Source organism: Nonomuraea sp. NPDC001684 (assembly GCF_053596515.1).
This window is the reverse complement of the sequence record NZ_JBSFGJ010000119.1, coordinates 1-22,970: the sequence shown is the minus strand read 5'-3', so window position 1 is coordinate 22,970 and position 22,970 is coordinate 1. Positions and strand designations below refer to the sequence as shown.

General features: G+C 74.5%; 18 protein-coding genes. 10 read left to right on the top strand and 8 right to left on the bottom strand.

Going from position 1 to position 22,970, the window contains the following annotated elements; genetic code table 11:
• The 4 genes from ACWCSD_RS22105 to ACWCSD_RS22090 form a co-directional block, all read left to right on the top strand.
• Positions 1-291: hypothetical protein (locus ACWCSD_RS22105; RefSeq protein ID WP_449917409.1), on the top strand; the 291-nt coding region annotated here is incomplete at its 5' end.
• Positions 292-358: 67 nt separating this feature from the next.
• Positions 359-2,074 (top strand): acetolactate synthase large subunit, encoded by a 1,716-nt coding sequence (locus ACWCSD_RS22100; protein ID WP_449917406.1) that lies wholly within the window; start codon positions 359-361, stop codon positions 2,072-2,074.
• A 90-nt stretch (positions 2,075-2,164) separates the two neighbouring features.
• Positions 2,165-4,951, top strand: coding sequence for a BTAD domain-containing putative transcriptional regulator (locus tag ACWCSD_RS22095; RefSeq protein WP_397155321.1), 2,787 nt, complete (start codon positions 2,165-2,167; stop codon positions 4,949-4,951).
• Between the two features lie 45 nt (positions 4,952-4,996).
• Entirely contained in the window at positions 4,997-6,187 is a 1,191-nt protein-coding gene (locus ACWCSD_RS22090; RefSeq protein ID WP_449917403.1) for an alpha/beta hydrolase, read from the top strand.
• Between the two features lie 18 nt (positions 6,188-6,205).
• Here the strand turns inward: ACWCSD_RS22090 and ACWCSD_RS22085 are convergent, their stop codons facing one another.
• On the bottom strand, positions 6,206-7,585 hold the full coding sequence (locus ACWCSD_RS22085) for an MFS transporter (protein ID WP_387671632.1): 1,380 nt from the start codon (positions 7,583-7,585) through the stop codon (positions 6,206-6,208).
• Positions 7,586-7,670: 85 nt separating this feature from the next.
• Between ACWCSD_RS22085 and ACWCSD_RS22080 the strand changes: the two genes are divergently transcribed.
• The 3 genes from ACWCSD_RS22080 to ACWCSD_RS22070 are packed head-to-tail and all read left to right on the top strand — an operon-like array spanning position 7,671 to position 11,958.
• Positions 7,671-8,651, top strand: a complete 981-nt coding sequence (locus tag ACWCSD_RS22080) for an AsnC family transcriptional regulator (RefSeq protein WP_397155327.1) — start codon at positions 7,671-7,673, stop codon at positions 8,649-8,651.
• 60 nt (positions 8,652-8,711) lie between these two features.
• Positions 8,712-9,686, top strand: coding sequence for a zinc-binding dehydrogenase (locus ACWCSD_RS22075; RefSeq protein WP_449917398.1), 975 nt, complete (start codon positions 8,712-8,714; stop codon positions 9,684-9,686).
• Between the two features lie 40 nt (positions 9,687-9,726).
• Positions 9,727-11,958: a polysaccharide lyase 8 family protein gene (locus ACWCSD_RS22070; protein WP_449917395.1), complete on the top strand. Its 2,232-nt coding sequence runs from the start codon at positions 9,727-9,729 to the stop codon at positions 11,956-11,958.
• A 5-nt stretch (positions 11,959-11,963) separates the two neighbouring features.
• On the opposite strand, the gene ACWCSD_RS22065 is transcribed toward ACWCSD_RS22070, so the two are convergent.
• From ACWCSD_RS22065 to ACWCSD_RS22040, 6 genes are all read right to left on the bottom strand, one after another.
• Positions 11,964-14,102: a peptidase domain-containing ABC transporter gene (locus ACWCSD_RS22065; protein WP_449917393.1), complete on the bottom strand. Its 2,139-nt coding sequence runs from the start codon at positions 14,100-14,102 to the stop codon at positions 11,964-11,966.
• Positions 14,102-14,344 carry a hypothetical protein gene (locus ACWCSD_RS22060; RefSeq protein WP_397155335.1) on the bottom strand — a complete coding sequence of 81 codons (243 nt, stop codon included), beginning with the start codon at positions 14,342-14,344 and terminating at the stop codon, positions 14,102-14,104. Before ACWCSD_RS22060 ends, ACWCSD_RS22065 begins: the two co-directional genes overlap by 1 nt.
• A gap of 154 nt (positions 14,345-14,498) precedes the next feature.
• Entirely contained in the window at positions 14,499-15,185 is a 687-nt protein-coding gene (locus tag ACWCSD_RS22055) for a hypothetical protein (protein ID WP_449917390.1), read from the bottom strand.
• A gap of 151 nt (positions 15,186-15,336) precedes the next feature.
• On the bottom strand, positions 15,337-16,539 hold the full coding sequence (locus ACWCSD_RS22050; protein ID WP_397155339.1) for a cytochrome P450: 1,203 nt from the start codon (positions 16,537-16,539) through the stop codon (positions 15,337-15,339).
• 9 nt (positions 16,540-16,548) lie between these two features.
• Positions 16,549-17,208, bottom strand: a complete 660-nt coding sequence (locus ACWCSD_RS22045; RefSeq protein ID WP_358291469.1) for a TetR/AcrR family transcriptional regulator — start codon at positions 17,206-17,208, stop codon at positions 16,549-16,551.
• Between the two features lie 79 nt (positions 17,209-17,287).
• Positions 17,288-18,166 (bottom strand): NmrA family NAD(P)-binding protein, encoded by an 879-nt coding sequence (locus ACWCSD_RS22040; protein ID WP_449917387.1) that lies wholly within the window; start codon positions 18,164-18,166, stop codon positions 17,288-17,290.
• A 111-nt stretch (positions 18,167-18,277) separates the two neighbouring features.
• On the opposite strand from ACWCSD_RS22040, the gene ACWCSD_RS22035 reads away from it, so the two are divergent.
• The 3 genes from ACWCSD_RS22035 (at position 18,278) to ACWCSD_RS22025 (ending at position 21,294) form a co-directional block, all read left to right on the top strand.
• Positions 18,278-19,165, top strand: coding sequence for a LysR family transcriptional regulator (locus tag ACWCSD_RS22035; protein ID WP_449917384.1), 888 nt, complete (start codon positions 18,278-18,280; stop codon positions 19,163-19,165).
• Positions 19,166-19,324: 159 nt separating this feature from the next.
• Positions 19,325-20,656: a sensor histidine kinase gene (locus tag ACWCSD_RS22030; protein ID WP_449917382.1), complete on the top strand. Its 1,332-nt coding sequence runs from the start codon at positions 19,325-19,327 to the stop codon at positions 20,654-20,656.
• Positions 20,641-21,294 carry a response regulator transcription factor gene (locus ACWCSD_RS22025; RefSeq protein WP_387671614.1) on the top strand — a complete coding sequence of 218 codons (654 nt, stop codon included), beginning with the start codon at positions 20,641-20,643 and terminating at the stop codon, positions 21,292-21,294. Before ACWCSD_RS22030 ends, ACWCSD_RS22025 begins: the two co-directional genes overlap by 16 nt.
• A gap of 38 nt (positions 21,295-21,332) precedes the next feature.
• Here ACWCSD_RS22025 and ACWCSD_RS22020 read toward each other — a convergent pair whose 3' ends face one another.
• Positions 21,333-22,775: an MDR family MFS transporter gene (locus tag ACWCSD_RS22020; RefSeq protein ID WP_387671612.1), complete on the bottom strand. Its 1,443-nt coding sequence runs from the start codon at positions 22,773-22,775 to the stop codon at positions 21,333-21,335.
• Positions 22,776-22,970: the final 195 nt, after the last annotated feature.

Genomic DNA, 22,970 nt, shown 5'->3' with positions numbered 1-22,970 from the left:
GCCGCCGCGGCGGCGCTCGGCCGGGTGCACGAGTGCCGCCTGCTCTACGAGGCGCTGCTGCCCTTCGGCGGCCGGATCACCGTCCTGTCGGCCTGCGCCTGGGTGGGGCCGGTGGACTGGCACCTCGCGCTGCTGGCCGAGGCGACCGGCCGGCACGAGAGCGCGGTCCGGCACCTGACCGAGCTCGAACGGCTGGCCGCCCGCAACGGCCTGACCTGGTGGCGCGACCGGGCGGCCGAGGCCCGCCGGGGGCCCGGCCGCAAGCACCTGCAACTGGCCACCAGCGGATGACAAGGGCCCCCTGATCGACTCTCCTGACGATCGCCAGGGGAGTCGATCGCCGGGAGGGGAGTGCGGGATGACGGGTGCGCAGGCTTTGGTGCGGGCGCTTGAGAGAGTCGGCGTGGACACCGTGTTCGGCATCCCCGGCGGCGCCGTCCTGCCCGCCTACGACCCGCTGTACCGCTCGACCTCGATCAGGCACGTGCTGGTCCGGCACGAGCAGGGCGCCGGGCACGCGGCCGAGGGCTACGCGCAGGCCACCGGCAAGGTCGGGGTCTGCATGGCGACCAGCGGCCCGGGGGCCACGAACCTGGTGACGCCGCTCGCCGACGCCTACATGGACTCGGTGCCGATCGTCGCGATCACCGGCCAGGTGCCCAGCTCGCAGATCGGCACGGACGCCTTCCAGGAGGCCGACATCACGGGCATCACCCTGTCGATCACCAAGCACAGCTTCCTGGTCACCGACGCGGCCGACATCCCCCGCACGATCATGGAGGCGTTCCACCTCGCCTCCACCGGCCGTCCGGGTCCGGTGCTGGTGGACATCACCAAGGACGCGCTCCAGGCCGAGACCGCCTTCGTGTGGCCGCCGGTCATGCGGCTGCCCGGCTACCGCCCGGTCACCCGGCCGAACGCCCGGCAGATCAGGGCCGCCGCCGAGCTCATGGCCACGGCCCGGCGGCCGGTCCTGTACGTCGGCGGCGGCGTGCACAAGGCGGGCGCGTCCGCCGAGCTGCTGCGCCTGGCCGAGCTGACCGGCATCCCGGTCGTCACCACGCTCATGGCCCGCGGCACGTTCCCCGACAGCCACCCGCTGCACATGGGCATGCCCGGCATGCACGGCTCGGTCGCGGCCGTCGGAGCCCTCCAGCGGGCCGACCTGATCGTCGCGCTCGGCGCCCGGTTCGACGAGCGCGTCACCGGCGACCTGGGCACGTTCGCGCCGCACGCCAAGGTCGTGCACGCCGACGTGGACCCGGCCGAGATCTCCAAGAACCGGCACGCCGACGTGCCCGTCGTGGGCGACTGCAAGGAGGTGCTGGCCGAGCTGACCGCCGCCCTGGCCGGCCGGCCGGGCGACCGCGCGGACTGGTTGCGCACGCTGGAGGGGTACCGGCGCACGTACCCGCTGGGCTACGAGACGGTCGAGGGCGCGCTCGCCCCGCAGTACGTCATGCAGCGGCTGAGCGCCCTGGCCGGTCCTGAGGCCGTCTACACCTCCGGCGTGGGCCAGCACCAGATGTGGGCCGCCCAGTTCATCGCCCACGAGCGGCCGGGCTCGTTCGTCAACTCCGGCGGCGCGGGCACGATGGGCTTCGCGATCCCCGCCGCGATGGGGGCCAAGATCGGCTGCCCGGACCGCACGGTGTGGGCGATCGACGGCGACGGCTGCTTCCAGATGACCAACCAGGAGCTGGCCGTGTGCGCGCTGGAGGGCGTGCCGATCAAGGTGGCCGTCATCAACAACGGCAGCCTCGGCATGGTCCGCCAGTGGCAGACCCTCATGTACGACGGCCGCCACTCCAACACCGACCTGCGCGCCGCCCGCCGCATCCCCGACTTCGTCGCGCTGGCCGAGGCGTACGGCTGCCACGGCCTGCGCTGCGAACGCCCCGAGGACGTGGACGCGGCCGTCGAGCAGGCCATGGCGATCGACGACCGGCCGGTGGTGGTGGACTTCGTCGTGCACCGGGACGCGATGGTGTGGCCCATGGTGCCCGCCGGCACGAGCAACGACGACATCCGGATCGCCAGGAACCTGGCTCCGAACTGGGGAGATGACGAATGAGTCAAGTCGTAACAAAGCAGCCAAAGGTGCCGAACCTCATTTAAGCTTCCTTGACCCGGGGCGGCCCGGGCCGCGGAACCGAGGTGGAAAGTGGCGCTGCGCGTCAAGGTGCTGGGGCCCATCGTGGCCGAGATCGACGGGGTGGAGGTCGCGCTCGGCGGCCCGAGACAGCGCGCGGTGCTCGCCGTGCTGGTCGCCGCGCGCGGGCAGGTGGTCTCGGCCGAACGCGTGCTCGACGCCGCCTGGGACGAGGGCGAGCCCGCCTCGATGCCCACCCTGCACTCCTACATCACCAGGCTGCGCAAGGCACTCGAACCCGGCCGGACCAGCCGGGCGCCGCAGAGCGTGCTGGCCCGCGTCGGCAACGGCTACACGCTGCGCGTCGAGCCCGACGCCGTGGACGCCGAGCGGTTCGCCCGCAAGGTCGCGGAAGGGCAGCTCCTGCTGGAGTCGGGCGACCACAGCTCGGCGCTGGCGGTGCTGAGCGAGGCCGTGGAGCTGTGGGGCGGGCAGCCGTACGGGGAGTTCGCGGGCGCGGCCTTCGCCGTCCCGGAGATCGCGCGGCTCCAGGGGCTGTTCCTGTCGGCGCGGGAGAGCCTGTTCGCCGCGCAGCTCGCCCTCGGACGGCACGCGGCCGTGGTGCCGGAGCTGGAGAAGCTCATCGCCGAGCAGCCCATGAGCGAGCGCGGCTGGGAGCTGCTGGTGCTGGCCCTGTACCGGTCGGGCCGCCAGGGCGACGCGCTGGCCGCGCTGCGCTCCGCCCGCCGCGTGCTGGCCGAGGAGCTGGGCATCGATCCGGGGCCGGGGCTGCGCGAGCTGGAGGCGGCGGTGCTGGCCCAGGACGACGCGCTGCGTCCCGGCGGCGCCGCGCCGCTGCCGGAACGCGGCGGAAACCTGCCCTTCCCCGTGACCGCGCTGGTCGGCCGGGCGGCCGAGGTCGAGCAGGTGGCCGCGCTGCTCGCCGAGCACCGGCTGGTCACGCTCAGCGGGCCGGGCGGCATCGGCAAGACCCGGCTGGCGCTGGAGACCGCGCGGGCCAGGGACGACGCCGACGGGCCGTGGCTGGTGGAGCTCGCCGGGCTGGCCGACCCCTCGCTGGTGGCCGGGGCCATCGCCCAGGTGCTCGGGCTCACCGGGCCGGTCACCGGGCAACGCCTGGCGTACGCGCTGCGCGCCCGCAGCCCGCTGCTGGTGATCGACAACTGCGAGCACCTCGTGACGGCCGTCCGGGACACGGTGTCCGAGCTGCTGGCCGGGGCGGGCGGCGTACGCGTGCTGGCCACCAGCCGCGAGACGCTCGGCGTGCCGGGCGAGGCCCTGTACGACGTGCCGCCGCTGTCCACGGCGGACGCCCGCGACCTGTTCCTGAGCCGGGCCAGGGCCGCCGCGCCCGGCTGGGAGCCGACGCCCGCCGAACTGGCCAACGCCGAACGCCTCTGCCTGGGGCTCGACGGGCTGCCCCTGGCGGTCGAGCTGGCCGCCGGGCAGTGCCGCATGTTGTCGGTCGAGCAGATCCTCACCTCGATGGACGACAGGTTCAGCGTGCTCACCGACGGTGCCGGCCCGCAGCGGCACCGCACGCTGGCCCGTACCGTGGAGTGGAGCTACGACCTGCTCGAACCCGCTGAGCGCGAGCTGTTCCACCGGCTCGGCGCGTTCGCCTCCGGCTTCGACCTGGACGCCGCGGCCGCGGTGTGCGGGCGGCCGGTCCTGGGCGGCCTGGGCGCGCTGGTGCGCAAGTCGCTGGTCGCCGTCGAGCCCGGCACCTCGCCGCGCCGCTACCGGCTGCTGGAGACGATCAAGGAGTTCGCCCGCGCCCGGCAGGACCCGGCCGAGCTGGCCGAGGCCCAGGCCGCGCATCGCGCCTGGGTGCTGACCCGCGCCGAGGCCGCCGACGCCAGGATCCGCGGCGAGGGGGCGACCGCCGCGATGGAGGTGCTCCTCGCCGACCAGGCCGAGCACCGGGCCGCGTTCACCTCGGCGATGCTGGCCGGCGACGGCGGGTACGCGCTGCGGCTCACCGGCCTGCTGTCGTGGTTCTGGTACCGCAGGGGCCACGTCGCCGAGGGGCTGGCCAGCCTGTCGGCGGCCATGGAGCTCTACCCCGACGCCGAGCCCGGCGTGCGCTCCCAGGCGCTGATCGGCATGGCCGGCCTGCACTACCTGGCCGGCGACTTCGCCGCCGCGAGCCGGCGGGCCAGGGAGGCGGCCGAGATGGCCCGCCTGGCCGACGACCTGGTCGCCGAGGGGCGCGCCCTGACCTACCGCGCGCTGTTCGGCGGCCTGTGCGGGGCGCCGAACGCCCTGGCCGACGCCCGTGCCGCGCTCGACCTGGCCGAGGTGGCCGGCATGGCGTGGCTGCACGCCGAGGCGCTGATGGTGCTCGGCATGCTGCTGGTGTTCGCCCGGGAGACGGGCGAGGCGGCCGGCTGGCTGACCCGGTCGATCGAGGTGGCCACCAGGACGGGACACCGCTTCGTCACCGCCTCCTCGACCTGGCTGCTGATGAAGATCGACCTGCTGGGCGGCCGTACCGACCGGCCGCTGGCGTCCGGGCTGCCGATCCTGCGCATGCTCGACGAGGACAAGGACGTCACGTCCTGGCTGGTCATGGCGCACACGCTGGCCGGGGTGCTCACCGCGGGCGGGCTGCCGCGGGACGGCGCCCGCCTGCTCGGCGCGGTCGAGGCGGTCGGGGCCCGGGTCGGCTTCTCGCCGCCGGAGCTGGACCCGGCCGACGGCGCCGAGCGGGAGGAGCTGATCCGGCGCGCGCTGCCCGCCGCCGAGCTGGCCGAGTGCCTGCGCGAGGGCGCCGCCCTGTCACCCGCCCAGGTGCACGGCCTGCTCGACCGGCTGATCCGGAGCCGCGTCCACTGACCTGGGATTCTTGCGCCGGGCGGGCCGGCAGGCTTTGGTACAGGTATGCCCCCAGGTGATCGGCTCGCCGTGCAGACCATCGAGTTCCACGGTGACAAGGTCGCCTTCGGCGAGGCCGGCGTGACGGACGAGGAACGCGCCGCCGCCGGCCGCGAGACGCTCGCCCAGCGCAACCAGGCGCTGCTGCGGGGCAACCGCCGCCGGGCCAGGCGCCGCTACGCCCACGAGCTGCCCGACGGCGTGCACTTCGCGCGCGTGTGGCGGCGACGCGCCCTGGCCGAGCTGCGGCCCATGCTGACCGGCGGGCCGCTGGCCGTCTGGGGCGAGGACGACGACGTGCTGCACGTGCTCTGGCAGGGGCCGAACGCCCAGCTCGTCGGTGGCGTGCGGTTCCCTATGTGGCCGGTCAAGGGGGCGGCCGACCTGTGGGAGCTGTCCCTGCGCGTACGGCACCTGGACCGGGCCGTGATCGGCGTCACCGCGGTGCCTCCCGGCGGCCGGCCGGTGGAGCGGATCTGGCACGGCTCCCGCGCCGCCCCCGCCCCCGCGACGGCCGTCCGGCTCGCCGGCACGCTGGTCACCCGCGAGATCAGCAGCGTCCACCTGGGCGAGCGCCGTGCGATCACCGTCTACCGGCCGCCCGGCCCGATCCGGCCGATGCCCCTGTGCCTGCTGGCCGACGGGCAGGCCGCCGAGTCGCACGCCCGGGTGCTGGAGCCGGCGATCCTGGCCGGCGCGCTGCCGCCGCTGATCCTGGCCGGCCCGCACGCCGCCGGCGCGCCGGGGCCGTACCCGGACGGGCGGGCCAGGGAGTACCTGCCCTACGCCGACCCGCGGCGCTTCGCGGCGCACCTGGCGTTCGTCGTCGGCGAGGTCCTGCCCGGCTTCCCCGAGGCGAGCCACGTCATCAGCGCCGGCTTCTCCGAAGGCGCGGCCTTCGCGCTGACCGCCGCCGACCGGTGCCCCGGCCGGATCGCCGCGGCCGTCGCCCTCAGCCCCGACCTGCTGCCGCAGCTCCTCGACACCTCCGTACGGGCGCCCCGCTACCTCGCGGCGGGCACGCTCGAACCGGCCTCGCTCGACTGCGCGCGCTCGCTGGCCGCGCGCCTGGCCGGGGCGGGCGTGGCCCACCGGTGCGCGGCGTGGATCGGCGGCCACGACGGCTACTGGTGGCGGGTGCACCTGCTGGCCGCCCTCACCTGGCTGGCCCGCGAGCCGCTGCCCCGCGCACGCTGACCGCGCCGGCTCCCCCGCTCACGCCGACCGCGCCGGCCGGACGGCGGCCAGCACCAGCAGCCCGGCGAACAGCCCGGTGACCGCGGCGGCCAGGTAGACGGCGTTCAGCGCCGAGGGGAACGAGCCCGGCCCGGTCATGCCGTCCTGGAACAGGATGCCGAAGGCGGCGACGCCGAGGGCGTACCCGAGCTGCCTGACGGTGTTGACCGCGCCCGCCGCCATCCCGGCCCGGTGCGGCGGGACGTGCGCCATGGCGGCCGAGCTGAGGGCCGGGATGGCCAGGCCGACGCCGATCCCCGTCACCACCAGGCCCGGCGCGAGCGCCGTCCACGTGGAGTGCTCGTCGAGCATGCCCTGCAGCAGCGCGCCCGCGGCGATCAGCAGCAGCCCGCCGCCGACCGCGGCGCGCGCCGTCAGCCGGGGGAGCAGGCGGGCGGCGGCGACCGAGACGACCAGCGAGGTGCCGGCCATGGGCGTCAGCGCCAGCCCCGCCTGCACCGGCCCGAGCCCCAGCCCGCCGGCCTGCTGCAACCACAGCGAGGTGAAGGCCAGGCAGGCGAACGCGGCCGGCATGAGCAGCCCGGCCCCCGCCATGATCCCGCTGAACGCCTTGTTCGCGAACAGCCGCAGATCCACCATGGGATGCGCGCCGCGCGACTCCACCAGCACGAACGCGGCGAACGCGAGCACCGCCACGGCGAGCGGCGCCAGCGTGCGCGCCGACGTCCAGCCGTTCGGTCCGGCCTCGATCAGCCCGTACGTGAGCGCGCCCGCCGCCAGGGTGAACGTGCCCATCCCGGCCAGGTCCAGCCGCCCCCCGCCCGGCAGGCGGGACTCGCCGACCGTGCGCCAGGTCATCCAGGCGGCGGCCAGGCTGATGGGCAGGTTCACCAGGAAGACGGCCCGCCAGTGCAGGTGCTCGGTGAGCAGCCCGCCCAGCACGGGGGCGAGCGCCGCGGCGGCCCCGTTCACGCCGCCCCACACGCCGAACGCGATGCCGCGCTCCCGGCCGTGGTAGGTGGCGCTGATCAGGGCCAGCGTCGTGGCCATCATGGCGGCGCCGCCCGCCCCCTGCAGCACGCGGGCCGCCAGCAGCAGGCCCCCGGTGGGCGCGAGGCCGCAGGCCAGGGAGGCGAGCGCGAACACGCAGAGGGCGATCAGGTACACCTTGCGCCGCCCCGCGTGGTCGGCGACCGAGCCGGCCGCCAGCAGCAGCGCGGCCAGGGCCAGGGCGTAGCCGTCCAGGAGCCATTGGGCGTCGGTGAAGGACATCTTCAGGTCGGCGGTGATGCCTGGCAGGGCCACCATGACGATGGTCACGTCCACCAGGAGCATGAAGGCGCCCAGGCAGGCGGCGGCCAGCGGCCACCAGCTCGTACGGGTCAGTGTCGTGTTCATGGCGGCAAGGGTCCGGCCCGGACGGGGGATGCCCCTAGCCGTCGAGGCTCTTCTGCCGGTTTTCCGCGCTCTGTAGCCTGTTCTGGTGGAAAACGTCAGGCTCGACGAGGTCGACCGCGGGCTGCTGCACGCGTTGCAGGTGGACGGGCGGGCCTCGTTCAGTCGGATCGCCGAGGTGCTGGGGGTGTCCGACCAGCGGGTGGCCCGCCGCTACCGGCGGCTGCGCTCCGGCGGCGGGATCCGGGTCGTCGGCGTGGTGGACCGGCAGCGGCTCGGCCACCAGTCGTGGGCCATCCGGCTGCGCTGCACGCCCGACGCCGGCGCCTCGATCGCCGAGGCACTCGGACGGCGGCCCGACACGTTCTGGGTGCATCTGCTGTCCGGCGGCACCGAGATCTCCTGCGGCGCCATCCAGCGCCTCGACCGGGAACGCGAGCCGCTGCTGCTGACCAAGCTGGCCAGGACCAACCGGGTGCTCGCGGTGTCGGCGCACCGGACCCTGCACATGTTCGTCGGCGGCCGCATCGGCTGGGCCGGGCTCGCCGCGCTCTCCGCCGACCAGGTCGCCCACCTGCGGGCCGGCCGCGTGTACGCCCCCCGCGACACCGGCGAGGACGTGACGCTCGGCCCCGGCGACGACGCGCTGCTGGCCGAGCTGTCCCGCGACGGCCGCACCGGCCACGCCGACCTGGCGGCGGCGACCGGCTGGTCGGAGTCCACGGTCCGGCGGCGGATGGAACAGCTCTGCGCGGCCGGCGCCCTGTTCTTCGACATGGACGTGCTGCCCCGGCTCCTGGACTACCGGGTCGAGGCCCAGCTGTGGATGTCGGTGCCGCCCGCCGACCTCGACGCCACCGGCCGGGCGCTGGCCGAGCACCCGGAGGTCGCCTTCGCCGGGGCGACCACGGGCCCGACGAACCTCGCGGCCAGCGTGGTGTGCCGCGACGACACCGCCTTCTACCGCTACCTCACCGACAGTCTGGGCGCGCTGCCCGCCATCCGGCACATCGAGACCGCGCCGATCATCAGGACCATCAAGCGGGCGGGCGCCGGGCTGACGAGTTGACCTCAAGTCGTCTTGAGGTTGCACGCTGGCCGTGGACGTTTTCCGGGATGAGGAGTGGTCATGAGAGTGGTGCAGGTGACGCGGTTCGGCGGGCCCGAGGTGCTGGAGACGCGGACCGTCCCGGACCCGGTGGCCGGACCGGGCGAGGTCGTGGTGAAGGTCGGCTTCGCCGAGATCAATTTCATCGAGACGCAGCTCAGGCGGGGGATCACGCCGGGGCCGCCGCTGCCGGAGCCGCCGTACGTGCCGGGTGCGGGCGTCGGCGGGCTCGTGTTGTCGGTGGGCGATGACGTCGATGCCGGGCTGGTGGGGCGGCGGGTGGTGACCCGTACGCCGGGCTTCGGCGGCGGGAACGCCGAACTGGTCGTGGCCAGGGCCGCGGACCTGATCGAGGTGCCGGACGGGCTCGCGCTGGCCGACGCCACGGCGCTGCTCATCGACGGCAACACGGCCGTGGGCCTGTTCGAGAACGCCGCGATCCGGCCCGGCGAACGGGTGCTCGTCCAGGCCGCGGCCGGCGGGCTCGGCAGCCTGCTCGTGCAGCTCGCGCGCGCGGCCGGTGCCCGGGTCATCGGGACGGCGGGCAGCCCGGCCAAGCTGACGGTGGTCGCCGGGCTCGGCGCCGAGGCGGCCGTCGACTACTCGCGTCCCGGCTGGACCCAGGAGGTCCTCGACGCGACCGGCGGGCGCGGCCCCGACGTGGTCTTCGACGGCGTGGGCGGCGAGCTCGGCCGCCAGGCGTTCGAGGTGACCGCGCGCGGCGGGCGGTTCTCCGTGCACGGCGCGTCCAGCGGCAGCGCCACGACCGTCGATCCGGCGGAGGCCGACCGCCGGGGCGTCACGGTGATCGGCCTGGAGCAGCTGTTCGCCCTGGGCCAGGACGGGAACGAGCGGGCCGTGCGCGCGCTCGCCGAGGCGGCGGCCGGGCGGCTCAAGGCGGTCGTCGGGCGCACGTTCCCGCTGGAGCGGGCGGCCGAGGCGCACGCGGCGATCGAGGCCCGCGCGGTGAACGGCAAGACCCTGCTGGAGGTCTGACCGCCCGCGGGCCCTGCGATGCCGGGGCCATAATCGAGGCGTGCACCGGCCGTCCAGGCGACTCCTCCTCCAGGCGGGCGCGGTCGCCGTGGCCGCCGTGGCGGGGGCGCTCGCCCGGCCCGAGCCCGCCCACACGCCGGACGACTCCTTCGTCAGGCTGCGCCGCCAGTGGCGCGAGGTGACGCTTGGGTCGGGGTTCGACGCGGGCGCGGAGCCGTACCGGACGCGGCTGGCCGAGACCGGGCGGCGGGCGGCCCGGTACCGCGCGGCCATGGCGTACACGGGCACGTCGCTCTGGGCGGACCAGCCGTTCCCGTCGTTCGCCGCGACGCCGGGGCGGCTGCTGGCCATGGCCCGCGCGTACGCGCTGCCGGGGACGGGGCTGACCGGCGACGCCACCCTGGCCGCCGCCGTCGCCGCCGGGATCGACCACTACCGCCGCCACGTGTACGCCGCCGGCGCCGACCCGGCGGGCAACTGGTGGCACTGGGAGATCGGCGTGCCGAGGGCGCTGCTCGACGCGGCCGTGCTGGTCGGGCCGCACCTGGGCGAGCGGCGCGGCGCCGCGCTGCGGGACGCGGTCGACCACTTCGTGCCCGAGAGCCGCCTCGGCGACTACAGCGGCACCAGCACCGCCGCCAACCGGGTGGACCTGTGCGTGGTGATGCTGCTGCGCGCCATGCTCAGGTCCGACCCCGGCAAGGCGGCGCTGGCGGCCTCGGCGCTCGCCCCGGTGTTCCGCGTGGTCGCCGAGGGCGACGGCTTCTACCGGGACGGGTCGTTCGTCCAGCATTCGACCGTGCCGTACCAGGGCGGCTACGGGGTGACGCTGCTCACCGGGCTCGCGACGTTGTTCGCGGTGCTGCGCGGCACGCCGTGGGAGGTCGTGGACCCGACCGTGTTCGCCATGGTGGAGCGGTCGTTCGCGCCGTTCGTGCACGACGGGTTCTGCATGGACCTGGTGCGCGGCAGGGGGATCGGCAGGAAGCCGTTCGGCGACCACGACAGGGGCCGCGAGCTGGCCGCCGCGATCCTGCTGCTCGGCGAGGTGGCCCCGGCCGCCGACCGGGCCCGCTGGCAGGCGATGGTCAAGGGCTGGGCGGTGCGCCAGACGTGCCGTCCCATGCAGGACGAGGCCGGCCCGGCCTTCCACGCCCGCCTGACCGCCGTCCTGGCCGACGACGCCGTGCCCGCCGCGCCGGAGCCCGTCGGCCACCGGCTGTTCCCGATGAGCGCGCGGGCCGTGCACCGCCGGCCGGGCTGGTGCGCCGCGCTCAGCATGGCCTCCGCCACGATCGGCCACTACGAGCACGGCAACGGCGAGAACCTGCGCGGCTGGCACACCGGCTCCGGCCTGCTCTACTGGTGGGCCGACTGCCACGCCGACCAGTACTCCGACTCGTTCTGGACGACCGTCGACCCCTACCGGCTGCCCGGCACGACCGTCTCCACTCGGCGGCTGCCCGACGGCGCGGGCCCGGCCTGGGGGGACACCTGCCCGCCCGGCCGCTGGGTCGGCGGCGCCACGGACGGCACGTACGCCGTCGTCGGCCAGCACCTGAACGGCCTCGACAGCACGATGGAGGCGTTCAAGTCGTGGTTCTTCCTCGACGACGCAGTGGTCTGCCTCGGCGCGGGGATCAGCGCCGCGGACGGCGTGCCGGTCGAGACGATCGTGGACAACCGCAGGACCGCCGCCCCCCTGACCGCCGATCTCCGGGCGGGGTGGGCGCACCTCGACGGCCACGGCGGCTACGTGGTGCCGGACGGCCTGCGCACCCTGCGCGAACGGCGCGGCGACCGCGACTACGTCACGCTCTGGCTCGACCACGGCGTCGACCCGGACCAGGCGGACTACGTCTACCTGCTGCTGCCGGGCGCGAGCCGCGCGCGCACGGCCGCCAGGGCCGCCGATCGCGGGTGGGCCCGCGTGCTCGCCAACACCGCGCGGCGGCAGGCCGTCCGGGTGGACGCGCTGGGCGTCACCGCGGCCGCCTTCTGGAACGAGGGCGCCGCCGGCCCGCTCGCCGCCTCCGCGCCCTGCGCCGTGCTGGTCAGGGAGGACGCCACGGGCACGGCCACCGTCACCGTGGCCGATCCCCGGCGCGACCTGGACGGGCTCACCGTGACCTGGGACCGGCCGGTCGCCGGCGTGCTGCGCGGCCACCCGCTGCTCACGGGGGCGGCGACGGGCGACCGGCTGAGGCTCGTCCTCGGGCCGACGGCCGACCTGGAGGGCGCCTCTGTGACGGTGACCGTCCGGCTGTCGTGACGGGGTCAGGAGAGCACGGCCTGGGCGGCGACCAGCTCGGCGTACTTGCCGCCGATGGCCGTCAGCTCGTCGTGGGTGCCGCGTTGCACCACCCGGCCCGCGTCGATCACGAGGATCAGGTCGGCGTCCCTGACCGTGCTGAGCCGGTGGGCGATCACGATCCTGGTCTGGACGAGCCGGCTCAGGTTCGCCTCGATGGCCGCCTCCGTGGCGCTGTCGAGGTTGCTGGTGGCCTCGTCGAGCAGCAGCACCTTCGGGCGCGACAGGACGGCGCGGGCCAGGGCGAGCCGCTGCCGCTGCCCGCCCGACAGGCCGCCGCCGTCGGTGAGCATCGTCTCGTACCCCATGGGCATGTCCATGATCTCGTCGTGCAGCGCCGCCAGGCGGGCCGCGGCGACCACCCGCTCCAGGGACGCGCCCGGCTCGTTCAGCGCGATGTTCTCCCTGATCGAGCCGCTGAACAGGGACGGATCCTGGGTGACCACGCCGAACTGGCGGCGCAGCGTGCGCAGGTTCAGCTCGGCGGCCGGGACGCCGTCGTAACGGATCTCACCGAGCACGGGCGTGTGCAGCGCGAGCAGCAGCCGGGCCAGCGTGCTCTTGCCCGAGCCGGACGCGCCCACCAGGGCGACCTTCTGACCAGGGCGGATGGAGACCGAGACGTCGCGCACGGTCCAGGGGGCGCGCGGGTCGTGGCGGAAGCTCACCCCGCGCAGCTCGACCGCGCCCCGCAGCCGCAGCACCTCGATGCCGTTGCTCGGCTCCGGCTCCGAGGCCAGGATGTCGGACAGCCGGTCGAAGTGCGCGCCGGCCTGCTGGAGGCTCTGCAGCCCGGTCATCAGCGAGCCGAGCGGAGTCAGCGCGCCGAGCGCGATGGCGTTCAGCGCCACCAGCGCGCCCACCGTGAGCTGCCCGTCGAGCACCCGCCAGGCGCCCAGCCACAGCAGCCCGAGCGGCGCCGTCACCCGGATCGCGGCCAGCGCCGACTCCAGCAGCCCTCTGGTCAGCCCGGCCCGCACGTCCGCGTTGAGCTGCCTGGCGAAGTGCGACGACCACTGGTCCACGGCCCGCTTCTCGGCGCCCGACGCCTTCAGCGTCTCGATGCCGGTGATCGTCTGGATCAGGCTGGTCTGGGACGCCGACAGCGCCGTCAGCTCCTGCCGGGTGAGCGTGGCGATCCGGCTGGTCGTGGCCAGCAGCAGGACCGTCTGCAGCACGGCCAGCCCGGTCAGCGCCAGCCCGAACACCGGGTCCCAGAGGTAGACCAGCACCAGGTAGCCCACGGCCAGCGGGCCGTCCAGCAGCGCCGCCACGACCTGCCCGGTGAGGATGTCGCCGAGCGTCGAGACGCTGCCCGCCCTGGTCACCAGGTCGCCCTTGCCGCGCTGCTGGAAGTACCGGTACGGCAGCGTCACCAGATGGCTGACCAGGCTCTCGGTGAGCTCCTGGTCGGCACGGGCCCGTACGGCGACCAGCAGCGCCGCCCGCAGGTACCCGATCACCAGCTGGGCCGCCCCCGCGAGCAGCACGGAGACGCCCAGCAGGGACAGCACGTCCACCGCCCGCCTGGGCACGATGGAGTCCAGGAGGAGCTGCGAGAACATCGGCAGCGCCAGCCCGAGCACCTGCAGCAGCAACGAGGCCGCGATGAGCTGCGCGAGCAGCCCCCTGCGCCGCCGGAACAACGTCCGGACGAACTCCCTGCGCCAGGCGCTCGCCGCCGAGGTCGTGCCGCGCCGGAACCCCTCGCCCGGCTCGAACACCAGCAGCACGCCGGTGAACCCGGCCCCGAACTCCTCCGGCGTCAGCCTGCGGCGGCCGTGCCCGGGGTCGACGACGTCCACGCGGTCGGGGGACCAGCGTTCGACCACGATGAAGTGGTTGAACTCCCAGTGCGCGACGGCGGGGAGCGGCACGCGGGCCAGGTCCTCGGGGGCCAGGGAGAAGGCGCGGGCCTTGAGGCCGTGGTCGCGGGCGCCGTCCACGATCGCCTTGGCGCTCAGGCCGTCCCTGCCGACCTGGAGGCGCTCGGCGACCTGGTGGAGCGTGGTGCGGTGCCCGTGGTGGCACAGCACCATGGCCAGGCAGGCCGCGCCGCACTCGGTGTCGGTGTTCTGGAGCAGTACGGGCAGGCGGCGCAACATCAGGCGACCGCCTCCACCGCGGCCATGGTCAGCAGGAGGCCGATGGCGAGGAGCGCGGCCACCAGCAGCCACAGCGCGAGGAACGACGGGGTGCTGATCACCGGCGGCATCCGGGTGACCCGCGACATCGCCCGGTGCCGCAACGCCTCCTCCCGGTAGATGCCCTGCCCTTCCCGCGGGTCCCGCGCGGGGGGTGCCGCGTGGCGCGGGGCGGGGCGCGTCTTGCCGTACGGATCGTTCAAGGCCGGCGCCCCCCGCCTGGAACCGTCACCCGCCACCCCCATGGCTCACCCGCCTCTCCACTCAACTCCCGGCAAGCCTAGGAACGCCTACTTGGAAGCCACTTGGGATCCACTGCTCGGCGCACCGCCCGCCGGCGACCGCGTGACAGCCGGGTCAGCGGAAGAGGAGGTCGCCGAAGTTCGGGTCGGCCGGCTCGCCCGGGTCCCTGTCGGTCGGCGAGGGCAGGGTGGTGGGGGCGGGGTCCGAGGGGGTGGCGTCCGGCGTGGCCGTGGGGGACGGGCCGGCCGAGCCCGTCCAGCCCGGCGTGGGCGTCGGCGTGACCGTGACCGGCACGGACGGCGTGGGCGTCGCGGACGGGCCGGTGGACGGCCCGGGTGACGGCGTCGGGCTCGGCGGCCGGGTCGCGGGACGTTCGTGCCGCGGCTCCCCGGCCGCCCGCCCGTCCCGGCGGTCCTTGCGGCCGGGGGCCTTGCCGGCCTGGCCCGGGGTCCGTCCGGCGACCTGGTCGGCCACCGTGCGGTCCGCGATGACCTCGTAGATCACGATGCTGCCCATGCTGACGGTGAACACCAGGGCCGCGGCGCCGCCCACCCTGGCCCACCGCGGCCTCTTCCCGCGCAGGGCGACCGCCGTGCGCCGCTTCACCCTGTCGCCCGTGCGCTTGAGGTAATGCGTGTAGACGTCGGCGATGACGGTGCTGGCCACGCTCATCATCGCGGCGCCGATCACCGTCCCCGCCGTCCCGAGGTAGGAGGCCGCGACCGCGGCGGTGACCGCGGCCAGGGCGCTTCCCACGATCTGCGGCACGCTCAGCTCCAGCTTCCGCTGCTTGCCGCTCATAGCCAGGATCGTCCCCTCTTGTGGTGCGACGAAGGTGAACAAGCCACCTTGGCCCCCACAGGACGGGACGCCCACGGCGACGCGCGGCACTTTGCCGCGTCCTGGACCCGCGCTTGACGAGGGCGGGAACCGGCCCCCGCGCGGCGGCGGGTCACCGCACGAGCGGAAGCCGGTTCACCCCCGTCATGGTCGGCGTGGGCATGAAGACCACCGGGTCGCCGGGATCGGTGCGCAGGACGCCGACCCGGTCGAGCAGGATGTTCAGCGCCACCCGCCCTTCCAGCCGGGCCAGCGGAGCGCCCAGGCAGAAGTGGATGCCCCGGCCGAAGGCGAGATGCGGGTTGGGATCGCGGCCGGCGTCGAAGACGTCGGGGTCGGGGAACTGCTCGGGGTCCCGGTTGGCCGAGCCGAGCCAGAGCATGACCATCTTGTCGGCCGGGATCGTCACCCCGCCCAGCTCGACCTCGCGGGTGGTCGACCGGGCCAGCCCGGCGAACGGGGTGAACAGCCGCAGCGACTCCTCGATCACGGCCGGCACGGTGGAGCGGTCGGCCCGTACCTTGTCCTGCTGGTCGGGGAAGGCGTCCAGGCACACCACCGTGTTGCCGAGCAGCATCGTCGTGGTGATGTGCCCGGCGAGCAGCAGCAGTATCGCGAAGTTGACGACCTGGTCGTCGGGCAGGCGCTCGCCGTCCACCTCGGCCTCGACCAGCTTGGTGAGCAGGTCGGCGCGGGGCCGTGCGCGGCGCTCCGCGGCGTGCCCGGCGAGGTACTGCGTCATCTCCCGCCATGGTTTGAGGGTGTTCGCCACGTTCGCACTCTGGCTCTCCACCGGCTCGGCGAGCGAGACCTTGGCGTCGCGCTGGAACAGCCCGTCGGCCCACTGCCTGAACAGGGCGCGGTCGCTGCTCGGCACCCCCAGCAGCTCGGCGATGACGATGACGGGGAGCGGGTAGGCCAGGTCGGCCACCAGCTCCAGGCGGTCGCGGCCGTCGGCCGCGTCGAGCAGCTCGTGGGTGAGCTGGGCGATCCGCGGTTCGAGGTCCGCGACGACCTTGCGGGTGAACGCGCTGCTGACCAGCTTGCGCAGCTTGCCGTGCTCCGGCGGGTCGATCTGGGTGATGAACCCCTTCAGCGAGAAGTCCTCGCCCTCCGGCAGCAGGCCCTTGGGGATCAGCCGCATGGTGTCGGAGGAGAACGTGACGGGGTCGGCGAGCACGTCGTGCACTTCCTGGTAGCCGTGGACGTTGTACATCCCGGCGGCGGCGTCGTACTCGACGGACGGGCCCGATCGCGGCCCGTGCAGCCAGAAGTGCTGTTTGGAGATGTTGTACCGTTCGACGATGTCGGACATCGCCTCTCCTTAGTCGTAGATCCACTTTCGGTAGGGCGGGATCAGTTCCTCAAGAATCGCGACGTACTCCGCCGCCGCCGCCTCCAGAACCTCGGCGGACGGCTGCACGGCGGGCTCGAAGGCATGGCGCACGGTGAAGGCGAGCGCGTCCGCCTGCTCCTCGACGCTCAGCTCCGTCCCGACGGTGTCGATGCCGCCGAGCAGGTAGAAACCCGTGGACGCGGCGCTCAGCGTGTACCGGGGGTGCGGCATGTCGGGCCTGAGCAGGCCGTACCGGTCGGCCACCCGCTGGAACCGCTCGGCCGCGAGGACGTCGTGGCTGCGCAGCGGGTGCTTGGCCAGCTTGCCCAGCAGCTCGATGTCGGTGGTGAACAGCGCCCGCAGCAGCGGCCTGCGGCTCATGGAGACGAAGGCCGCCCGCGAGAAACGATGCGGCAGCACCTGGGCGGGGTCGTGCCGCAGCAGCGCCGCGAACTCCTCCACGACCTCGATGGACTCCCGCAGCAGCAGCGCCTCGAACAGCTCGTTCTTGGTCCGCCAGTGCAGGTAGATGGTGCCCTTGCCGACCCCGGCGCGGCCCGCGATGTCGTCGACGGTGACCCTGCGGTAGCCGTGACGCAGGAGCAGCTCGCCCGCGGCGTCGAGGATCCGGTCCGCCCTTTCCGCCATGCGCCACACCTCGTGACTGGATATGAAATCTGGTCATCAGTCACGCTACGCCGCACCCGAGCCCCGCACAAGGGACCGCTCAGCCCAGGACGGGCGGCCGCAGCTCGTCCGCGCACCACTGGCGGAAACCGGTGGGCGTGGTGGCCTGCGGGGTACGCGGCTCGGCGTTGTCCAGCCCCTGGTTCTTGGCCTCCATCATGTCGGCCATCCCCTGGGCCATCGCCTCCGACCAGCCCCGCTCGGCCAGCATGGCCGTGAACGCCGCCATCGGCACGTGCCGCAGGCCGACCGGCCGTCCCAGCACCTCCGACATGATCCGCGCCATGTCCTCGCCCGACAGGTCCTCCGGACCGAGCACCGGGACGTCGGCCCGCCCGGTCCAGTCGCGGTCGAGCAGCAGCCCGGCGGCCACCGCCGCGATGTCGCGGGTGGCGCAGACGGGGGCCTTCAGGTCACCGCGGACCGGCGAGAAGAACACGCCCTGGTCCCTGATCACCGCCGCCTGGTCGAGCAGGTTGTCCATGAACGAGGGCATTGTCAGGGCCCGGTAGGGCACGCCCGTGGCGGCGATCAGGTCGTCCATGGCCAGCGAGGCCGTCACGAGACCGGCGTTCAGCGGCAGGCCGCGGCCCAGGGCCGAGACCCCGACCACCCGGCCCACCCCGCGGCGCACGAACGCCTCGCAGGCCGGACGGCTGAAGTCCAGGTAGGCGGCGTCGAGTCCGGCGGCCCGCGGATTCGGCGGGACGACCCAGAACACGGCGTCGGCGCCCGCGAACGCCTCCTCGACGACGCGGGCGTCGCCGTGCGAACCCGGCACGACCTCCACCCGCTCCCGCACGGCCGCCGGCAGCCGGGCCGGGTCCCGCACGACGACGCGGACCGGCTCGTCCGCGGCCAGGACGAGGTCGAGAACCTGCCGGCCGATCCGGCCGGTGGGCGTGGTGATGACGATCAAGGAGAACTCCAGGGGGAATCGGGGACAGTCGTGCTGGGGGGCACGGCCAGTCAACCGAGCGCGGCGGCGAACCTGAAGGACCGATCCGATCACCATTGATACCCTGCGGATATGAATGACCTGGAGGTCCGCGAGCTCCGCTACTTCGTGGCCGTGGCCGAGGAGCTGCACTTCGGGCGGGCCGCCGAGCGGCTGGGCATGGCGCAGCCCCCGCTGTCCCGGGCGATCCGCGAGCTGGAACGCCGGCTGGGCGTGCGCCTGCTGGAGCGCACCACGCGGCAGGTCGCGCTCACCCCGCCGGGCGAGGTCTTCCTGCGCGACGCCCGGACCGCCCTCGACGCGGTCGCCGCGGCGGCCCGCCGGGTCCGGCACGCGGCCCGTCCCGAGCCGGGGCTCCGGGTGGCGCTCAAGGCCGACTACGACGCCGGGCTGCTGCCGCGGATCCTCGCGGCCTACCGCGACGAGGAGGGCGCGCTCCCGGTCGAGCTGCTGCTGGGCGGGCGCAACGAGCAGGCCCCCGCCCTGCGCGACGGCCGGGCCGACGTCGCGCTGCTGACCACCCCCTTCGACGACCGCGACCTCGACACCGAGCCGCTGCTGAGCGAGCCCCGGCTGGTCGCGCTGCCGGCCGCCGACCCGCTGGCCGCCCGGCCCGTCCTCGCCATGGCCGACCTGGCCGGCCGGCCGCTGCCCGACGGCACCCCCGCCGAGCGGGACGGCGCCGAACCCCTCCCCGGCCACCCGCCGCGCCGCACCGGCCTGGACCTGGCCCAGGTCTGCAACCTGGTGGAACTGGGGAGCGCCGTCTGGTTCGTCCCCGTCTCGGTGGCGCGGCGGCACCCCCGGCCGGGCATCGCCTACCGGGAGGTCGCCGACCTGTCGCCGTCCGAGCTGGCCGTGGGGTGGCCGCAGGGGTCCCGCTCGCCGGCGGTGGCCGCGTTCGTCCGCGCCGCCGTCGGCGTCGCGGTGGGTCTGGGCCCACTTCGTACGGGGGCGTAGCGGGATACCGGGGGAGGGGCCTGCAGCCGTACGTTCTCCCAGGTCGGGCGGAACCGCCCGGGAACCGGAGAAGACAGACGTGACAGCCCGATGGGGTGCCCGAACATCACCAAAAAGGGCAGGCTGGCACAATTGCGCCGTGCCGAAGGACGCTGTCAGGTGAGGTCGCCCGCGAGGGGCGGGCCCCTGCGCTGGGGCGCCGAGATCGTGCTCGGGCTCTGCCGCTCGGCCGTCCTGGTCCTGCTGACCTGCCTGATGCCGGCCGTCGGCGTCGTCGTCGGCCACTTCGGCGCCAAGCTGGCCTACTCCTGGTCGGCGAACCTGACCGCGCCGCCGTTCGTCGTGGCCCTGGCGCTGCTGGGCGAGACGCTGGTGGTGATCCTGTGGATCGCCGTCGCCCTGTGGGTCGTGCACCCGCTGACCAGCCGCACCTTCAGCCAGGCCGCCCGCCGGCTCGCCGCGCGCTGGCTCGGCCTGCGTATCGAGGTCGCCTACCGCACCCCCTCGCCGGTCACCCGCATGGCCACCGGCCACTGGTGGGACGGCGAGGAGTACCACAAGTCCGAACGGGAGGCCCGCCGCCGCGCCCGGATGAACGCCCGCTTCCACGACCCCCAGCTGCACTGGGACGGGCTGTGGTGCGTGCTCGCCGGGCTGACCGTGCTGCCGGTCGCCGCCCTGCCGCTGGTCGGCCTGGCCGGCGGCGCCTACCTGACGCTCGTCCCGGACTTCCGCGGTCTCGGCCTGGCACTGATCGTCGCCGGGCTGGCCGCCGCGCCGTTCGCCTGGCGCGTCCTCGGCCCCCTGGCCGGCCGCTTCCTCGGCCCGATCCCGGACTCGCGGCTCGGCCGGCGGGTGGCGGAGCTGGAGGCCGTCCGCGCCGATCTCACCCAGACCCAGGCCGACGAGCTCGAACGCATCGAGCGCGGCCTGCACGACGGGGCCCAGGCGCGGCTGGTCGGCATGGGCATGTCGATGCAGGCCGCGGAACACCTCCTGGAGACCGACCCCGCCGCCGCCCGCGCCATCCTGGCCGACGCCCGCGCCTCGTCGATCGCGGCGCTGGCCGAGCTGCGCTCGCTGGTGCGCGGCATCAACCCGCCGGTGCTCACCGAGCGCGGCCTGGTCGACGCCGTCCGGGCCCTGGCGCTCGACGCGCCCGTCGAGGTGGCCGTACGCAGTTCCGTGCCCGCGCGGCCCGAGCGTCCGGTCGAGTCCGCGGTCTACTTCGCCGTCGCCGAGCTGCTGGCGAACGTGGCCAAACACGCCCGCGCCACCCGGGCGACCGTCGAGCTCGGCTACCAGCCGCAGGCGCGGACCCTCACCGCGACCGTCACCGACGACGGCGCCGGCGGGGCGAGCGCGTCCGCCGGCTCCGGGCTGGACGGCGTCAGACGCCGGATGGCCGCCTTCGGCGGCCGTCTGGACATCGACAGCCCCCTCGGGGGTCCCACCCGCGTCTCAGTGGCGGTGCCGTGCGAATTGTCATAGCCGAGGATCTCTTCCTGCTCCGCGACGGGCTCGTCCGTCTCGTCCAGGCGTACGGGCACACCGTCGTCGCGGCCGTCGACTCCGGGCCCGCGGCGCTCGAAGCGCTGGTCGGCCACCGTCCCGACGTGGCCGTCGTGGACGTGCGGCTGCCGCCGACCTTCTCCGACGAGGGGCTCCAGGCCGCGCTCGCCGCCCGCCGCGAGGTGCCGGGTCTGCCCGTGCTGATCCTCTCCCAGCACGTGGAGCAGCTCTACGCCCGCGAACTGCTGGCCGACGGCCAGGGCGGCGTCGGCTACCAGCTCAAGGACCGCGTACTCGACGCCGGCCAGTTCATGGACGCGCTCGCCCGCGTCGCCGACGGCGGCACGGCGCTCGACCCGACGGTGGTCGCCAAGCTGCTCGGCCGCCCCGCCCACGCCGACCCCCTCGCCACCCTCACCGAACGCGAACGCTCGGTGCTCGAACTGATGGCCGAGGGCCTGTCGAACGCGGCGATCGCGGCCCGGCTGTTCCTCAGCGAGGGCGCCATCAGCAAGTACACGACCACGATCTTCGCCAAGCTCGGCCTCGCCGCCGACGACGACACCAACCGCCGGGTGCGCGCCGTCCTCACCTACCTGGGCGCCACCGCCCCCTAGCGCTCGACGGCGCGCCCCTAGCGCTCGACGGCGCGCTCCTAGTGCTCGACGGCGCGCTCCGCCCGGGACGGCAGCAGCAACGCGGTCACCACCACCGCCACCGACAGGACCGCGCCCACCACGAACGCCAGCCGCATGCCGCCGAGGGTCGCCAGCGCCTGCGTGAGCCCCTCGGCCCGCAGGGTGTCGGCCCGCGCGCTCATCACGGTGACCACCAGCGCGGTGCCGATCGCCGCGGCGACCTGCTGGAGCGTGCTCAGGATCGAGCTGCCGTGCGGGTACAGGTGCGGCGGGACCGCTCCGAGCCCGAGCGTGAAGACCGGGGTGAAGGTCGCGGCCAGGCTCACCATGAGCAGCGCGTGCAGGCCCAGCAGCTGCCAGTACGGCATCGTCATCGTGACCTGGGTGAACCCGGCCAGCGCGAGCATGATCCCGATCGCGCCGGGGATGACCAGCACCCGGCCGCCGTGGTTGTCGAACACGCGGCCGACGGCCGGGCCGAGCAGACCCATCGCCAGCCCGCCCGGCATCACCAGGAGCCCGGTCTCCAGCGGGCTGAGCGCCCGGACGTTCTGCAGGTAGAGAGGCAGCAGGATCATCGACCCGAGCATCGCCATGAAGGCCACCGACATCAGCACCAGCGCCACCGTGTACGTGCGGTGGCGCAACGTGCGCAGGTCCATCAGCGGCGCCCCGCGCCTCTGCAGCACGAGCTGGCGCACCACGAAGACGGCGATGGTGACCAGCCCGGCCGCCGTGATCGCGGCGGCGACGCGCACGTCCCCGCCCTCGAACCGGCTGAGCCCGTAGACCAGCCCGCCGAACCCGGCCGCCGCCGTCACCACGCTGAACCAGTCGATCGTGCTGACCTCGGGCTCGCCGGTGTTCCTGAGCTGCCGCAGGCCGCTCCACGTGATCAGCCCGGCGATCGGCAGCACCACCGCGAACAGCAGCCGCCACGACCCGAAGTGCAGGATCACCCCGGAGATCGCCGGGCCCATGGCCGGGGCGACGGAGATCGCCAGCGTCACGTTGCCCATCACCCGCCCCCGGTCCTTCTCCGGCACGACCTGCATCAGCGTGGTCATCAGCAGCGGCATCATCACGGCCGTGCCGGACGCCTGGACGATCCGGGCCCCCAGCAGCACCCCGAACACCGGCGCGACCGCGGCCAGCGCCGTGCCCAGCAGGAACAGCCCCATGGCGGTGGTGTACGCCGTGCGGGTGGTGACCCGCTGCAGGAACCAGCCGGTGATCGGGATGACCCCGGCCATGGTCAGCATGAAGGCCGTGGAGAGCCACTGGGCGGTCTGCTCGGTGATGTGCATGGCGTCCATCAGCCGGGGGATCGCGTTGATCATGATCGTCTCGTTGAGCACGACCACGAACGTCGCCAGCACCAGCAACCGGATCACGGCGGGCGTACGGCCCGAACCGGCGGACACGCCCTTGGCGGATGATTCGAGTTGTGGGCTGGACACGGTACCTCTATCGGTCTCGGGCCCGACCTCGTCACGGCCGGCCTGGCGGTCATGGGTTTCGTCAGCAGTCCTCGTCACCCCCATACTGACCACCCCCACCGACGAAACTCATCGCCGCCCCCGCCCTGATGGACGTCGCCGGCCCGCGCACGATGATCCGGCCGGCCGCCGGGCTGCCGCTGCTGCACGTCGAGC

Excerpts from the sequence above, each read along its gene's own strand:
- ACWCSD_RS22100 (WP_449917406.1), top strand. The coding sequence starts at position 359 with ATGACGGGTGCGCAGGCTTTGGTGCGGGCGCTTGAGAGAGTCGGCGTG.
- ACWCSD_RS22090 (WP_449917403.1), top strand. The coding sequence starts at position 4,997 with ATGCCCCCAGGTGATCGGCTCGCCGTGCAGACCATCGAGTTCCACGGT.
- ACWCSD_RS22085 (WP_387671632.1), bottom strand. The coding sequence starts at position 7,585 with ATGAACACGACACTGACCCGTACGAGCTGGTGGCCGCTGGCCGCCGCC.
- ACWCSD_RS22075 (WP_449917398.1), top strand. The coding sequence starts at position 8,712 with ATGAGAGTGGTGCAGGTGACGCGGTTCGGCGGGCCCGAGGTGCTGGAG.
- ACWCSD_RS22065 (WP_449917393.1), bottom strand. The coding sequence starts at position 14,102 with ATGTTGCGCCGCCTGCCCGTACTGCTCCAGAACACCGACACCGAGTGC.
- ACWCSD_RS22055 (WP_449917390.1), bottom strand. The coding sequence starts at position 15,185 with ATGAGCGGCAAGCAGCGGAAGCTGGAGCTGAGCGTGCCGCAGATCGTG.
- ACWCSD_RS22050 (WP_397155339.1), bottom strand. The coding sequence starts at position 16,539 with ATGTCCGACATCGTCGAACGGTACAACATCTCCAAACAGCACTTCTGG.
- ACWCSD_RS22045 (WP_358291469.1), bottom strand. The coding sequence starts at position 17,208 with ATGGCGGAAAGGGCGGACCGGATCCTCGACGCCGCGGGCGAGCTGCTC.
- ACWCSD_RS22035 (WP_449917384.1), top strand. The coding sequence starts at position 18,278 with ATGAATGACCTGGAGGTCCGCGAGCTCCGCTACTTCGTGGCCGTGGCC.